This window comes from Methanobrevibacter sp., assembly GCF_017427765.1.
Classification (GTDB): Archaea; Methanobacteriota; Methanobacteria; order Methanobacteriales; family Methanobacteriaceae; genus Methanocatella.
Genome location: NZ_JAFRSC010000025.1, coordinates 32,480 through 47,532, shown reverse-complemented (window position 1 = coordinate 47,532; position 15,053 = coordinate 32,480). Strand labels below are relative to the sequence as shown.

The window sequence follows — 15,053 nt, the reverse complement described above, 5'->3', positions numbered from 1 at the left end:
ACCCTAATGTGTTGTTAATGTAAATTCCTATTATATTTTATAATTTAAATTATTATTAAAGTTTTTTATATTTTCTTCAAACCTAAAATTATTTAAAAAAAGAACTGCCTTATTAATTATATGAAAGCATTAATATGTAATGATGATGGAATAACAGCTTCAGGAATACTTGCTGCAAAAAAGGCAGTTGAAGAGATATGTGAAACATATGTGGTGGCTCCTGAAGTGCAGCAAAGTGGAATAGGCCATGCATTAACATTATATGAACCGTTAAGAGTCAATGAGTATACCTTAAGGGACGGCAGTAAAGGCTATGGAGTAAGCGGGACTCCAACCGATGCTGTAACTATCGGATTATTTGAAATTATAGATGAAAAACCTGATTTGATGATTTCAGGAATAAATACCGGCTACAATATAGGAAAGGCAGAACTTACAACATCAGGAACCCTTGGAGCCGCAATTGAAGCTGCAACATTCGGAATTCCTACAATTGCAATTTCAAAGGAAGTGACACAGGACCATGTCAAGTTCGAAAACGGGGCTGTAGAAATAGACTTTGACTTTGCAGGAAAAATGCTCAATAAAATAGCTAAAATAATACTGAAAAAAGGTTTACCTGAAGGAATCGACTTGATAAATGTCAATATTCCCGAAAACCCTGTTTATGAGGAGTTTGAAGTAGTCAGATTAGGTGAAAGAATGTATACTCCAGTAATTGATACACGCACGGATCCTCGCGGAAAGCCATATTACTGGATTGGCGGTGAACCATACGAACTTGATGAACCCGGAAGCGATGGTTATGAATTACGTAAAGCTCAAAAAACTACAGTAACACCACTGAAAATAGATTTGACCGGAGATCTGAGTTTATTGAAAGAATGGTTGGAGTGAAATACTTACAAGTTTAAATCCTTAAGTATTTTTTCCCTTTCTTCTCTTAACTCATTTAAGATTTTTTCATCTGTGCATCCGTCTTTTTTTAACTGTGCTATTGTACGTGTAATAGCTTCTAAATTACTTTCTAATTGATTAATTGCCATGATATTATTTTGAACATTAAAGTATTTAAAGTTGAAACATCAATATTAATGTAGAATATTCAAGGATTTGAAATAATGAGTTTTGATAAAGATAATGTAAACAAACTTTTTGCACAATTTAAAAATAAGTATGTTAGTGTTGATTTGAGAGATAACAATCAAAGCGAAGGAAAAGTAGTCGCTATTGACAACTATTTGAATATTGTCCTTGAAAATGAAAACGGTTTAGAAACAATAAAAGGCGGAAACGTTGTATTTGTCAGCCTAAAAGAAGATAAATAGAAGTTTAGATATCAACTTCTATACCTAAAATTTCCTTTTTACCATTGAAAACATCCATCGCTATTTGAGCTGCACCGATAGCTCCGGATTCTTTTGAAATAACTTTCAGTTCATATTTGTCATTGAAATACTTATTGATTTCATCTTCAAAGCTGAAAGGTTCTCTTGCAGAACCGATTGAACCTGTAAGCACTATGCCTTCAATTTCATTTTCACATACCACATCAAGGCCCGCTATTTCCATCGCTACAGTCATGATTAGAGTATCGATAGCAAGTTTTGCCTTCCCGTCACCATTTTCGTAATTTTTCAAAAGCTGGTCTTTCATGTTGGCCACTTTACCGTCAATACCGGCAATTTTAATAGCTCCGGCATGTGAAAAGCACCCGTTTGCAGATGCATTGTTCTCGTCAATGTCTCTAATCATCTCCAAATCAAGAGGTCCGTGAACAACGCCCATCGCTCCAAGACACGCATCAATTGCTCCCTTGATTTTGCCGTCCTCGATTAGAATGTCCACGCTGTTTGATGAAATGTCGGCTACAATAAAATTGGACCACCCGGTTTCCTTTAATGCATTATATGAAATGCTTACCTTTTCGGGGCTTGCCTGGTGAGAATAGGCTGCCCTAAACAATTCATTTAAGGAAGTGGAGTCTTTGTGAAGACCTGGAATCATTACAGAATCAATGTCTAACTTTTCTAATTCTGAAAATACGGATGTTCCCCCACCGGTGACCTTACCTGCACCGTTAATGGATAAAATCCCTCTGTTTTCAACCTTTTCTGTGGGCAGGATTTTGCTTATGCCGTCACCCATCGCATAGGTGATTGCCATAAGTTTTACATCACTAAAATCAACGCGCTTTTCAAGCTCTTCAGTTGCAGAAACCAGACCTTTCTTACTTTCCTCTCTTCCGATTTTAAAAACATCAATGACGTTGCCCTCATCAGACATTATACAAAAGGAGATTCCGGTAGTTCCATGGTCCATTCCAATAAATACCATGATTATCACAAAATAAATAAAAATAAAATAAAAAAAGAACAAAAAGACTTATTCGTCTTTTTGTAATCCGCAAGCTTTTCTTAATCTTTCACCTACGATTTCAATTTCTTTTTGACCTTCAGCAGCTCTCATTTCTTTGAGGTTAGCGCCGTTGGTTGCGTTTTCATCGCCCCATTGTTTTTTAAAGGTTCCATCTTGGATTTCTTTTAAAACAGCTTTCATACCGTCTTTTGCTTCCTGGGTAATGATTCTGTTTCCTCTGGTTAAACCACCATATTCAGCAGTGTTACTTACATCAGTCCACATTCCGGCAAAACCTTTTTCATAGATTAAATCTACAATGAGTTTTACTTCGTGACAGGTTTCAAAGTAAGCGATTTCAGGTTGGTATCCTGCTTCAACCAAAGTGGTGAATCCTGCATTGATTAATTCTGTGATACCGCCGCATAAAACAGTCTGTTCACCGAAAAGGTCAGTTTCAGTTTCTTCCTGGAAAGTAGTTTCCAAAACACCTGCTTTGGTTAAACCGCATGCTTTTGCCATTCCTAATGCAAGTTGCATTGCATCTCCTGTTGCATCTTGCTGTACTGCTACAAGTCCAGGGATACCGAATCCTTCTTCGTAAGTTCTTCTTACCATGGATCCAGGTCCTTTTGGTGCAAACATTACAATGTTTACGGTTTCATCAGGTTTGATTAATTCAAAGTGAATGTTGTAACCGTGAGAGAATGAAATGGTGTTTCCATCTTCAACATAAGGAGCGATTTGTTCGTTGTATACTCTTTGCTGGATTTCATCTGGAAGTAAAATGTGAATAATATCAGCTTCTTTAGCTGCGTCTTCGATGGTTTTTACAGTCATACCATCTTCTTTTGCTACATTCCAAGAGCTACCATTTTCTCTTAAACCAACAATAACGTTAGCTCCACTATCAGCCATGTTTCTGGATTGTGCTCTACCTTGGGAACCATAACCGATTACAGCAATAGTTTTTCCTTGTAAAGCATCAGTATTTACATCTGCATCGTAATACATTTTCATTTAAAATCATCTCTTAAACAATCTAATAAAAGGTAAGCTATCTATTTAACTACCTCAATTTATGGAAGTTGAGGATTCTTACTTCACGGTTGTGCACTCTTTTGAGCATAGGATTCCGTGATATCCTCTCGTCCCAAAGGTTAAGACATTTTATAGTTTAATTTATTTTTTAACTTGGTTTTTGTTAAAAAATTTTGAATTAAACTTTTTTTATTGTCATATATTATTATATTCATTTTGTTATTTAAATCATTATCAGAAGCATATTGAAAAATAATCCATACTCCACTATTGTGCAATTCATCACCGACTAAAGAAGTTGAAGTATTAAAATGAAATTAAAAAAAGTCGAATTAATGTCTTATTGCAGAGAAATAATCCCCACAACATTCCCTTAGACATTAACAAAATATTTTGCTTCTCGTTTAGAGGTTTACATGAAAGTAACTCTCTTGTATAATTCTATTATCGGATGAGATATATAAACTTAACTAATTAATTAATCGGCAATTAAATAGTTACAATCTAGGGGAAAAACCTCATGAAAACAATTTTTTCAAAGACCATCATTGACAGCAACATTTAATTGCCTTAATGAAGTGAAAATTTGAGCAGTTATCTCCAATTTATCATATGAATCAATATTATCCAAATATTAAAACAATATGATGCTAATATGAAGATTAATAACTCCATCATTCTCACCTCCAAGAGAAGCATGGAAAGAACCCAATTCAGCAAGGGAAAACTGAACTGCAAATAAACACTATTGACTAAAAATATTTTCATGTTTATTCACCTCCTTCCAAAAATATTTTGAGGCTTTTCAAGAGAATATATTTAATTTAGGAGATATTTAAAGCTTGTTGAAGCCATAATGCAAAATTGTAGTGAAAAAAACATTAAATATAAACTTTACGGTAAAATTACAGAAAATCAACTTAGATTTAATCTTAAAAAAATTAATAAAAAAAATGAAAATAGAATATTATTTTTAATAATATTCTCTAATAACCATCTACTAAAACTTTCAACTCACCGGTTACAATATCGATTATAAGACCGTGCACAGGCACATCAGGAATCAACGGATGGTTTTTGATTTTTTCAACAACGTTTTTGACGTTTTCCTCTTCGTCTTCAAATCCGCCTATCCATGCTGCAAGGTCATATTTTGCAATGTCCTCTTCAGCAATGCCACGGGCAAGCATCTTTTCTTTTAATGCTTCTGCATCTGCTCCGGCCATTCCGCATTCAGTGTGGCCTACAACCAACACTTCTTCACAGCCCAAATTGTAAAGCGCTGCACCGATTGATCTGATTGCATCCTCACCGACGATTGAATTGCCTGCATTTCTAACAATTTTTGCATCTCCTCTTTCAAGGCCTAATGCAGGTTCAAAAAAGTCAATCAGTCTGCAGTCCATGCATGTTAGGATAGCTAACTTCTTTTGAGCATGGTGAGACATTTCTTTGCCTTCAAAATTTTCAACAAACTTTTTATTATCTTCCAAAACGTTTTCCAATATAGTCATTTTTATACTCCCCTTGCCATTGCAGTAAGGCCGGTTCTTGAAATCTTTTTGACTCCATAACCTTTCAATAAAGATACGAATGCATTAATCTTTTCAACATCTCCTGTAAGCTCAATCATAAGTGTTTCTTCTGAAACATCCACAATCTTAGCCCTGAAGATATGAGTATATTGCATTATTTCTGATCTTGCTTTTTCATCAGGAATATGCACCTTAATAAGACATAATTCCCTTTTAACAGCATTTTTAGTAATATCTTTAATCTTGATAACATCAACCAGTTTATTTAATTGTTTGGTGACCTGTTCCAATCCTTTCTTATCAGCATGCACTGAAATAACCATACGTGACAATCCTTCAACTTCGGATTCCCCAACAGTGATACTGTCAATGTTGAAACCTCTTCTTGTAAAAAGACCTGCCACCTTCTGTAAAACACCAGGTTTGTCTTCAACCAATGTAGAAATAACGTGATATTCAAGAGCCATCTAAATCACATCCTTTTCAAGTTTATATTCACCAATCATCTCATTGATTCCGGCTCCCGGTGGAAGCATCGGAAGCAGTTCATCAGGATTTACAACAACGTCCAATAATATTGGTTCATTATCTTTAATAGCTGATTTTAAAGCTTCTTTGGTCTCGCCAGGTTTTGTAATTCTAACTGCATTAACGCCGAAACTTTCGGCTAACTTAACAAAGTCCGGACTGTTTCCAAGCAGTGTCTGTGAATGCCTTTCGTTATACAAGAGACTTTGCCACTGATATACCATTCCCAAAGTTCTGTTTTCTAAAACAACCGCTATAACCGGTATGTCATATTCACGAACGGTAGCCAGTTCCTGACAAACCATTAAAAATCCACCGTCCCCGTTTATTGAAACGACAGTATCTTCCGGACAGGCAATTTTGGCACCTATAGCTGACGGGAATCCGAATCCCATAGTACCGAGACCGCCGGATGATATGAATTTGCGAGGCTTTTGAGTATCATAGAAATGTGCTGCCCACATCTGGTTTTGACCTACATCTGTTGTTAAAATTGAATCTGGAGTCAATACCTCTGAAATCTCCTTAATTACAGTTTGAGGTTTTAGAGGAACATCATCATAAGTCACTCTTGGAAGCAAATCATGTTTTCTTTGCTTTATCATCTCTGACCATTTATTAACATCATCTGAAGCCTTATAATCTTTTAAAAGTTTATTTAAAGATGACAATACATTTTTAGCATCCCCTACAATAGGCAGGTCTACTTCGACGTTTTTACCTATTTCAGCAGGATCTATATCAATATGAATGATTTTGGTATCAGGAGCAAAACTGTCAAGTCTGCCTGTAGTTCTGTCTGAAAACCTGATTCCTATAGCTATAAGCAAGTCAGATTCATTTATTGAATCATTTGATACCTTACGCCCATGCATACCAAGCATACCCAATGCCAAATCGCTTGTCTCATCAATTGCTCCTTTACCTAATAGTGAAGTCATTACAGGAGCGTTAATTGTGTAAGCTAATTTCTTTAACTCACAGCATGCATTGGATATAATTACACCGGCCCCGGCTAAAATCAATGGCTTTTTAGCTTGTTTAATCAAATCACGTGCCTTTTTAATCTGTCTGATATTTCCTTTTGTAGTCGGATTGTAACCCGGTGTCTGAATTAATGAATCGTCAAATTTAGTCAGTTCGCCTTCCTGAACTTCTTTTGGAACATCGATTAAAACCGGTCCCGGCCTTCCAGTTCTTGCTATTTCAAAACTTGTTTTGACAATGGAAGGTATTAAGTCAGGATCTTTAGGCTGATATGAATGTTTTACAATAGGCATTGTGATTCCAATAATGTCTGCTTCCTGGAATGCATCATTTCCAATTAAATGAGTAGGAACCTGTCCTGTAATGGCTACAATTGGAGAAGAGTCCATAAAAGCAGTTCCAATACCTGTTACAAGATTTGTTGCACCCGGACCTGAAGTTGCCAAACACACACCCACTTTGCCTGAAGCTCTTGCATATCCGTCTGCTGCATGAGCTGCGCACTGTTCATGTCTTACGAGTATATGATTGATATCTGCATCATATAACATGTCATAGAATGGTATGGTCTGTCCGCCAGGATAACCAAATATTGTGTCTACCCCCACATTCTTGAGGGATTCAATTATCGCTTCTCCGCCTCTCATTTTAAAAACCTTTTTATATATTATACAATTAGATATGGATACAAAAATATATATAATTAACTTTAAAATATTAATGTGAATATATTGTGTGATAAAATGAACATTACCAAATACATTTGCCACAAAATTCCAGAAAGAAGTTTCTTTATTAAAGGCCATCAGTTTCCAGTCTGTGCCAGATGTACAGGATTTTATGCAGGATTGGCCGCATATTTAATCTGGAATCATTTTTATGGCCATGCCTATGACTTCAACATGCTGATATTGTCAATGATACTGATGATTCCTGTATCCGTTGACGGCATAACACAGTATTTCGGTCCGAGAGAAAGTACAAATAATTTAAGATTCATAACCGGCTTTATTGGTGGAATCGGATTAATAATATTTTTAAAAATAGTAATGAAGGTGATTTTAAGTGTATTGCTATGAATGTGGTGAAAACAATCCTGATAATGCTAAATTCTGCAGAAACTGCGGAGCACCATTAAAAGAAGAGCCAAAAAAAGTAGAAGTAATAGAAACTACTCCGGCAAATAACAATACATATCAAAACAGTCAAACCACAAGCGGCACATCTTCTAAAGATAACAGCTCAACCTGGATTGGTTGTTGCCTTTGTCTGGTTGGAATTTTTATTATTTTTGCTATAATGGGCATGTTCTGATTTGGTGAAAAGGTTGTTTTTAAGCTAATTTGATTAATCTATTTCATTTAACAGATCGATTATTCTTTTAGATCTTATTTTAGATTCAAATAACATATTATCCAAAGGTTCATTTATGATATTATCATAATCCGCCTGATTTCTCATTCTTCTAAGTTTATTCAACTCTTTAGAAATGATTTTGCCTATATCCTCCCTATTGTATTCCTCATGGTTTTTAAAAATTCTTGAAGTTTCACTATGTACATCTGCATTTTTAGAAGTCATGATTTTTCTAGATTTCTCATTAAGATAAGTTTTTCTTCGATTAAGCAGGTTTCTTGATTTGCAAAAAGCAGCATAATAGAACCTACTAATACCTGTCCTTAATTTTGCCTGATTATTGTTGTGGATGTATGAATCGCCAAGTTTGTAATAGCCACACCAATCAAAATCTTCAGATTCCATCATTTACACTCCACAATAAGTAAAAGTTTATCAGCAGAACTTTTATTATACAATTGATATAATTTACGTTCTAATTTTTCTTCCTTAATTAAAGATGATTCAATATCACCAGACGTAAAAATTCCAATCACCAGCATTAATTCATCTTCCTGAAACTCATCATAGAATTTTATCTCTAATTTTTCAAATGCAAACTCGGTTTTTATCAGACCCGGCAAATCAAAAATAATCTTTTTTAAATCAAGGTCACTTGCGATAAATCTACTAATTCTTCCCAAATCATCATCAGGAACACGAAAATTGTTTAAAATAAATTCCTCCAAATTTTGAGTGGTCAATTTGGATTCATCACTTGGAACAAAAACTCTTTCTGCCTTTTGAAATTTTTGAATCATAAATAACCTCCATAACTTATTAAATTATAAAATATTGTTTGTAAAGACTAATATAAATAATTTTAGTATTATATGAGGTCAATTTTACAAAATAAAAGCAATATTTACTTTAAAATGGAAAAAAATATTTTTAAAGAAAAATAAAAAATATAAATATTATTTTAAATAATAATATAAAACAGCCTTTTGGGCATGCATCCTGTTTTCAGCCTCATCATAGATTACGGATTGAGGTCCGTCAATTACATCGGATGTTACTTCCTGACCCCTGATTGCAGGTAAACAGTGCATAAATATAGCTCCATCATTTGCAAGGCTCATCAAATCAGAATTGACCTGGAACGGTGCAAAATCAATTTCCCTTTGTTTTGCCTGCGCTTCATCACCCATACTTACCCAAACATCAGTATACACCACATCAACATTTTCCAAAGCAATGCCGATATCGTCACTGACAGTAATTTCAGTATCGTTTTCTTTTGCAAATTCCTGGGCGGTTTTAAGGATATCCTCATTAGGTTCATATCCTTTTGGGCAGGCTACGGACATGTCCATGCCTAAAAGAGGAGCGATTAATAAAAGAGAATTACAGACATTGTTTCCATCGCCGACAAAACAAATCTTTTTATCTTCAAAAGATCCGAAGTGTTCTTTGATAGTTAATGCATCGGCAAGGGCCTGACAAGGATGTTCCAAATCAGTAAGGCCGCTAATAACAGGCACATCGGAATGTTCGGCCAGCTCTTCAACATCACTGTGTTTAATGGCTCTAATCATGATTCCGTCAACAAAACGGCTTAAAACTTTGGCAGTATCTAAAATAGGCTCTCCTCTTCCCATCTGCAAATCATTGGATGATAAAAAAATAGCTCTTCCACCTAACTGACACATTCCAACATCAAAAGAAACCCTTGTTCTGGTGGATGATTTCTGGAAAATCATTGCCAATGTTTTGCCTTCAAGAGGTTTTTCTTCCATTTCTCCTGCTTTAATTTTACTAGCCAAATCAAGAATGTGTCCAACATCCTCTTTAATATCACAAATAGATAATAAACTGCCCATTATTAATCCCCTTTTCATTATAAAAAAGAATATATGTTAAAGATATATATTAAATGTTTCTATGATTTCATTTTAAATATAATATCCCTGACTGTTGAGATTACAGGAACAAGTAAAAACAGATATATGAAACTGCCTGAGACGTGGAAGTCCAAAAGATTGACAATAACTGTCAGCCCCATAATTATAAGCAGTGTATGGATTACATGATTTTTTTCTTCTTTAGTTGGATTGCCTTCAAGGAAATTCCTGCGGTCGGCATAATGATACATGAAAAAGAAAGCAATCAATGTTAAAAATATATTTAAACCGAATACCGCCTCAGACAAGAAGAAATGAGAATAATTACCTATTAATGAAGTGGAAAATGGAATAAATGATATACAAATCAAAAATAATATGTTTAACCATAGATAGGGCATATTGAGAGTTTTTACCTTGATGAATTCATGATGGTAAATCCAAAAGGAGCTTATCAATACAAAACTGACTATTGTAACGCCGATTGTTGGAGTCAATGTTGTAATAAATGCTACAAAATCGGCATGATTAACAATTTGAAGTTCAGGAAGCGCAATACCAAAGACTAAAAGAGTCATTACCATTCCGAAAATTCCATCTGTAAGACCTAATAGACGTCCGGGATCAATATCAACATCACTTTCAAAAGCCTGTTTGAAACGCTGATAAAAACTTAAACCTTTATTAATTTTAGCATATTTTTTAGCTTTTTTATCATCATCCCATGATGTTGAAGCTCTATACTTTAAAAAAGAATCTATTTTCTCTAATTTTTCAATATCTTTCTCATTATCAGCATTCTCTTTGATAACATCAATTTTTTCACGAATACTTCTTTTTAACTCTTCAATATCTTCAGGACTGGCATCTTCTCTAATTTCAATCACCAAAAAAATATAAAAAAGAAATTTAGTTTAAAATTTCTTTCATATGTTCTACACGTTTAGCTACAAGTTCGGCTGTTCCCACATCTCTTCTGTGGTAAACGTTACCTTTTACAAACTCGCATGCTTTTTCAGCTATTTTTTCAGCCTCTTCGATTGACTCGCCGCTGGCAACAATACCTAATGCTCTTGAACCGGACAGGTGAATTCCGTCATCTTCAGCAGATACTGCTGCATAAAATACTTTTGCGCCCATATCCTCAATGGCCTGCTCATCAACCTCAATAATTTCGCCGGCATGTTCGGTTTCAGGATATCCGTCAGGTACGATGTATTTGCATACGCTGGCCTTATCTTCAAATTCCACCTTATCCAAATTACCGTCAACAATGGCTTGGCAAACATCAGCCAATGGAGTTTTAAGAAGTGGTAAAACATTCATTGCTTCAGGATCTCCAAATCTTGCATTGTATTCTATGAGTTTTGGTCCGTCAGCGGTTAACATGAACTGACCATATAATATACCTTTATATGGCTCTGCTTCCTCAGCAATAGCTTTTAAGGTTTCCTGCATGATTGCTACTGCATCATCATAATCTTTCTGAGTTAAGAATGGCAACAATCCACCAACATCAGAATATGATCCCATACCTCCTGTGATTGCTCCTACATCGCCTTCGAATGCATGAGGATGGTCCTGTGCTGCAGGCATTGGAGCCAAATGTTCACCATCACAGAATGCCTGGATTGTAAATTCTTCACCGATTAATCTTTCTTCAATAATTACTTGAGCAAATCCGCCCATTACATTGTCAATAACTTCGCATGAATACTCTTTTGCTTCTTCATTATCTTTTAAGTGGTCACCTACGATTTTAACTCCTTTACCGCCAGTCAAACCGACAGGTTTTACTACAACATCACGGTCAAATTCATCTAAAAATTTAGAAACCTCTTCAGAGTTATCGAACACTTTATAAACCAGGGATCCTTCAATTTCATAATCTTCAAATAGCTTTCTCATGAATGACTTATCTGTTTCGATTCTGGCTGCGCTTTGGGTCGGTCCAACACATGGAATTCCATTTTTTTGAAGTTCGTCCACAATTCCTTTTCCGAGTGGAGCTTCAGGACCAATGAATGCAATGTCAATTTCATTTTCAATAGCATATGCAGCTACTTTTTCAACTTCCCCTTCATCACCTTGCTTGAATTCTGCAATTTTGCTCATTCCTGGGTTTATTTTGCTCATATAACAGTATAACTCTACATCATCTTTAAGTGCATCAGCAATAGCATGTTCACGAGCACCAGTACCAACAACTAAAACTTTCATAGTAAATTCTCCTATTGTATTTTAATTATATATTTAAAAATATTTAAATTTAGAGATGAAAACAAAAATTATAATTAACAAAAAAAGTTAAAATTAACTACCAAGTTATCTTATAAAGTGAAAAAAAATGAACAAAAAAATTCTAATGATTGGAGTAGTTTTACTCGCAGCATGTATTTCCGTCAGTGCGGTAAGTGCTGAAGATAACGGCTGGAGCTTTAGTTTTTCCAGCAGCGACAGCACCAATTCCGACGGTGGGTCTGTGCAACTCGACAATAATGTATTGACAATACAGGGTTTCAAATTTACCATCCCTGAAGGATTTGTAGAAAATGAAACCGCAAAAGTGGTAGGTGAAGACTATAACGCTTCTCAAGGCTTGAAAATATCAACTGACGCATTTGATAAAGGTGATGAAAGAATTTTGATAAGTGTTATTTTTGGAAGCGCTGAACTTGATGATGACACATACACTCCAACCGCAACTGCTACAGCTAAAAAACTAGCTGATGAAGACGGATGGGTTGATGAATACGATGGCGGAGTAGCATTCGACTACATTGAAGATGGAAAATTAGTCCACGTGTTTGCTCCTGATGAAAAAACACTCGTTTCATTACTACAGTCATCACACGACTAAATTTAAATGATAATTTGTAATAATTAACAAATTATCCCTTATTTTTTTAATATTCAACTTCAGTTATATCAAAACATTTATATATTTACACTTGCATATACAAGAGTATAGTTGCATATGCAAGAGATGTTATTATGGAGAAAAATGAAAACATTGAAATGATTACAGGAGACCCTAAAAAGGCTATCAACAAATTATCATTACCTATTATAGGCAGTATGCTTTTAATTTTTGCAAACAACATTATTGATAGTATTTGGGTAGCAGGACTCGGTGCAGAACCATTAGCTGCACTCGGATATATTACACCACTATTTATGATTTTAGTAGGTTTTGGAAACGGAATAGGAGCTGGTGGTAATTCACTTATCTCAAGATTTATTGGCGCCGAAGATAAGGCTTCAGCAAACAATGCAGCGATACATAACCTTATCTTAAGTTTTATCGTTTCGGTTATAATATCAATCATCTTTCTTGTATTTATGGAACCTATGCTGAATATGATGGGCGCAAGCAGTGTCATAAACTATGCCATGGACTACGGTTTTATCATATTTGCATGGACATTTGCCTTACTGATGCCTCCAATTGTAGGTGGAGCATTTAGAGCTGAAGGAGACATCAAAAGAGCAACAATTCCAATAGCACTTGCAGCAATAATCAACATGGTTTTAGATCCGATTTTCATCTACACATTTGGAATGGGAATCAAAGGGGCCGCATGGGCAACAGTATTGGGACCTCTTATAAGCCTGCTTTTAATGTTTTACTGGATATTTGTTAAAAAAGACACCTATCTTTCATACAGCTTAAAAGATTTCCGCAATGACTTTGGAATGTATAAGGATATCTTAGTTGTCGGTATTCCTGCCAGTCTGGAGCAATTGGTGCTGTCAGTTTTAACAATATTTGTCAATTACATGCTTACAATAGTATCCGGTCCTGTATCAGTAGCTGTTTATACAGCAGGATGGAGAATAGTAAACATTGGAATGCTTCCTGCAATCGGTGTCGGTACAGCGGCAATTTCAGTTGCAGGCGTGGCATTCGGTGCCCGCAAATATGAAAATTTAAGAGTTACAGCAAGATACGCCGTTAAAGTAGCTTTAATAGCTTCAATAATAGTATGTATTATATTGAACGTATTTGCAAATCAGATTGCATTTATATTCTCATACTCTGAAAGCAGCGCTCAGCTTGAGCCATTAATTGCAAGTTTTCTTCAAATAATGTGTCTTTTCATATTATATGTTCCTTTCGGAGCCAGTGCAGGTAACGTTTTCCAGGGTGTTGGAAAAGGAACAATATCCCTAATTCTTACAACTTTCAGGGAATTTATACTTGTGCTGATATTCGCATACCTTTTAGGATTCACATTCCACATGGGAGAGTTTGGAATTTACTGCGGAATGCTTTTAGGAGGGGGAATAGGTTCGATTATATGTTATGCCTGCATTGAACTGTACATAAACAGACTGATAAGAGGGAATGTTAATGCTTGATAAGGATGTTCCCACAGTTCCCTACATTTCAATAATCTATAGGGAACATGCAAAGTTCTTGAATGAAAAAGTAAAAGATGAAGATTTAAGTTTCGGACTTTTTCCATTATTGATAGCCATATATGATAATGAGGGAATAATCCAGGAGAAATTGGCGGAAAATTTTCATCTAAACGAAAGCACAATAACAAGAAACCTAAAAAAACTCGAAGATAAAGGATTCATTAAAAGAACTAAAGACAAAAGGACAAAAAGAATAGAAATTACCGACAAAGGCGCAAAAACCGCCCAAAAGGTAATGGATTATGATGATGAGTGGGATGAGAGAATAAAGCAGATAATCGGCGCTGATGAATACGATAACTTTAAAGATAATTTAAGAAAAATTTCAGAGGAGATAATATGAACCAGACAATTTATGATTTGAAAACCAGAAGAAGCATAAGAAAATTCAAAGACGAACAGATATCAGATGAAGATTTAAAAACAATTCTAGAAGCAGGCACTTACGCTCCGACCGGAAGAGGTGCGCAGTCCCCGAAAATAGTTGTAATTCAGGATGCTGAAAAAATCAAGGAACTGTCTGCATGGAACAGAAGCTTTTTTCCTGTTGAAGTTCCTGAAGATATGGATCCATTTTACGGAGCAAAAACTTTGCTAATAGTTTTAGCCGACAGTGAAATGCCTACATGGGTAGAAGACGGATCCAGCGTATTGGCCGTCTTAGTTAATGCAGCCCATGCAGTTGGTGTTGGATCCTGCTGGATTCACAGGGCACGTGATGAGTTTGCATCCGAAAAAGGAAAGGAACTTTTAAAAGAATGGGGAATACCTGAAAGATATGAAGGCGTTGGTCATGTCGTTTTAGGCTATGCCGATATGGAAGCACCACAACCACTTCCAAGAAAAGAAGATTACATCCACTTTGTGGATTAAATCTTTTGCTTTTTTGTAATAATTTTATGCCAAATATGAAATATTTTTTCTAAATTCGGCTAAATAT

At 35.3% G+C, this 15,053-nt stretch carries 19 protein-coding genes; 8 read left to right on the top strand and 11 right to left on the bottom strand.

Annotated elements, in window-relative coordinates; translation table 11 throughout:
- The first annotated feature begins 120 nt into the window (after window positions 1–120).
- On the top strand, window positions 121–897 hold the full coding sequence (gene surE / locus IJL02_RS07225) for a 5'/3'-nucleotidase SurE (protein WP_292814063.1): 777 nt from the start codon (window positions 121–123) through the stop codon (window positions 895–897).
- 5 nt (window positions 898–902) lie between these two features.
- On the opposite strand, the gene IJL02_RS07220 is transcribed toward surE, so the two are convergent.
- Entirely contained in the window at window positions 903–1,046 is a 144-nt protein-coding gene (locus IJL02_RS07220; RefSeq protein WP_165814077.1) for a hypothetical protein, read from the bottom strand.
- 75 nt (window positions 1,047–1,121) lie between these two features.
- On the opposite strand from IJL02_RS07220, the gene IJL02_RS07215 reads away from it, so the two are divergent.
- Entirely contained in the window at window positions 1,122–1,328 is a 207-nt protein-coding gene (locus IJL02_RS07215) for an LSM domain-containing protein (protein ID WP_292814056.1), read from the top strand.
- A gap of 4 nt (window positions 1,329–1,332) precedes the next feature.
- Here IJL02_RS07215 and IJL02_RS07210 read toward each other — a convergent pair whose 3' ends face one another.
- From IJL02_RS07210 to IJL02_RS07190, 5 genes are all read right to left on the bottom strand, one after another.
- Window positions 1,333–2,337 carry a methanogenesis marker 12 protein gene (locus IJL02_RS07210; RefSeq protein WP_292814053.1) on the bottom strand — a complete coding sequence of 335 codons (1,005 nt, stop codon included), beginning with the start codon at window positions 2,335–2,337 and terminating at the stop codon, window positions 1,333–1,335.
- A gap of 48 nt (window positions 2,338–2,385) precedes the next feature.
- On the bottom strand, window positions 2,386–3,378 hold the full coding sequence (ilvC, locus tag IJL02_RS07205; RefSeq protein WP_292814050.1) for a ketol-acid reductoisomerase: 993 nt from the start codon (window positions 3,376–3,378) through the stop codon (window positions 2,386–2,388).
- Between the two features lie 1,007 nt (window positions 3,379–4,385).
- Window positions 4,386–4,913 carry a carbonic anhydrase gene (locus tag IJL02_RS07200; RefSeq protein ID WP_292814047.1) on the bottom strand — a complete coding sequence of 176 codons (528 nt, stop codon included), beginning with the start codon at window positions 4,911–4,913 and terminating at the stop codon, window positions 4,386–4,388.
- A gap of 2 nt (window positions 4,914–4,915) precedes the next feature.
- Window positions 4,916–5,401 carry an acetolactate synthase small subunit gene (ilvN, locus tag IJL02_RS07195; protein WP_292814044.1) on the bottom strand — a complete coding sequence of 162 codons (486 nt, stop codon included), beginning with the start codon at window positions 5,399–5,401 and terminating at the stop codon, window positions 4,916–4,918.
- On the bottom strand, window positions 5,402–7,096 hold the full coding sequence (locus tag IJL02_RS07190; protein ID WP_292814041.1) for an acetolactate synthase large subunit: 1,695 nt from the start codon (window positions 7,094–7,096) through the stop codon (window positions 5,402–5,404).
- A gap of 96 nt (window positions 7,097–7,192) precedes the next feature.
- Between IJL02_RS07190 and IJL02_RS07185 the strand changes: the two genes are divergently transcribed.
- On the top strand, window positions 7,193–7,528 hold the full coding sequence (locus IJL02_RS07185; RefSeq protein ID WP_292814038.1) for a DUF2085 domain-containing protein: 336 nt from the start codon (window positions 7,193–7,195) through the stop codon (window positions 7,526–7,528).
- Window positions 7,515–7,763: a zinc-ribbon domain-containing protein gene (locus tag IJL02_RS07180; protein ID WP_292814035.1), complete on the top strand. Its 249-nt coding sequence runs from the start codon at window positions 7,515–7,517 to the stop codon at window positions 7,761–7,763. Before IJL02_RS07185 ends, IJL02_RS07180 begins: the two co-directional genes overlap by 14 nt.
- Window positions 7,764–7,796: 33 nt before the next feature.
- Here the strand turns inward: IJL02_RS07180 and IJL02_RS07175 are convergent, their stop codons facing one another.
- The 5 genes from IJL02_RS07175 to purD all read right to left on the bottom strand — a co-directional run bounded on the left by IJL02_RS07175 (window position 7,797) and on the right by purD (window position 11,908).
- Complete coding sequence (locus IJL02_RS07175; protein ID WP_292814032.1) at window positions 7,797–8,213, bottom strand: hypothetical protein; 417 nt, start codon at window positions 8,211–8,213, stop codon at window positions 7,797–7,799.
- The gene (locus IJL02_RS07170) at window positions 8,210–8,605 is read right to left on the bottom strand and encodes a hypothetical protein (RefSeq protein ID WP_292814029.1); all 396 of its coding nucleotides are present in this window, start codon (window positions 8,603–8,605) and stop codon (window positions 8,210–8,212) included. The genes IJL02_RS07175 and IJL02_RS07170 overlap by 4 nt, the downstream gene beginning before the upstream one ends.
- A 156-nt stretch (window positions 8,606–8,761) precedes the next feature.
- Window positions 8,762–9,667, bottom strand: a complete 906-nt coding sequence (gene argF / locus IJL02_RS07165; RefSeq protein WP_292814026.1) for an ornithine carbamoyltransferase — start codon at window positions 9,665–9,667, stop codon at window positions 8,762–8,764.
- 59 nt (window positions 9,668–9,726) lie between these two features.
- The gene (locus IJL02_RS07160; RefSeq protein ID WP_292814021.1) at window positions 9,727–10,575 is read right to left on the bottom strand and encodes a TMEM175 family protein; all 849 of its coding nucleotides are present in this window, start codon (window positions 10,573–10,575) and stop codon (window positions 9,727–9,729) included.
- Window positions 10,576–10,597: 22 nt separating this feature from the next.
- Window positions 10,598–11,908, bottom strand: a complete 1,311-nt coding sequence (gene purD, locus IJL02_RS07155) for a phosphoribosylamine--glycine ligase (RefSeq protein WP_292814017.1) — start codon at window positions 11,906–11,908, stop codon at window positions 10,598–10,600.
- Window positions 11,909–12,035: 127 nt separating this feature from the next.
- Here purD and IJL02_RS07150 point away from each other — a divergent pair, with 127 nt between their 5' ends.
- The 4 genes from IJL02_RS07150 to IJL02_RS07135 all read left to right on the top strand — a co-directional run bounded on the left by IJL02_RS07150 (window position 12,036) and on the right by IJL02_RS07135 (window position 14,986).
- Window positions 12,036–12,548: a hypothetical protein gene (locus IJL02_RS07150; protein WP_292814015.1), complete on the top strand. Its 513-nt coding sequence runs from the start codon at window positions 12,036–12,038 to the stop codon at window positions 12,546–12,548.
- 134 nt (window positions 12,549–12,682) lie between these two features.
- Complete coding sequence (locus tag IJL02_RS07145; protein ID WP_292814013.1) at window positions 12,683–14,050, top strand: MATE family efflux transporter; 1,368 nt, start codon at window positions 12,683–12,685, stop codon at window positions 14,048–14,050.
- Complete coding sequence (locus tag IJL02_RS07140) at window positions 14,037–14,456, top strand: MarR family winged helix-turn-helix transcriptional regulator (RefSeq protein ID WP_292814010.1); 420 nt, start codon at window positions 14,037–14,039, stop codon at window positions 14,454–14,456. Before IJL02_RS07145 ends, IJL02_RS07140 begins: the two co-directional genes overlap by 14 nt.
- Window positions 14,453–14,986 (top strand): nitroreductase, encoded by a 534-nt coding sequence (locus IJL02_RS07135; protein WP_292814005.1) that lies wholly within the window; start codon window positions 14,453–14,455, stop codon window positions 14,984–14,986. Before IJL02_RS07140 ends, IJL02_RS07135 begins: the two co-directional genes overlap by 4 nt.
- The last annotated feature ends 67 nt before the right edge of the window (window positions 14,987–15,053 follow it).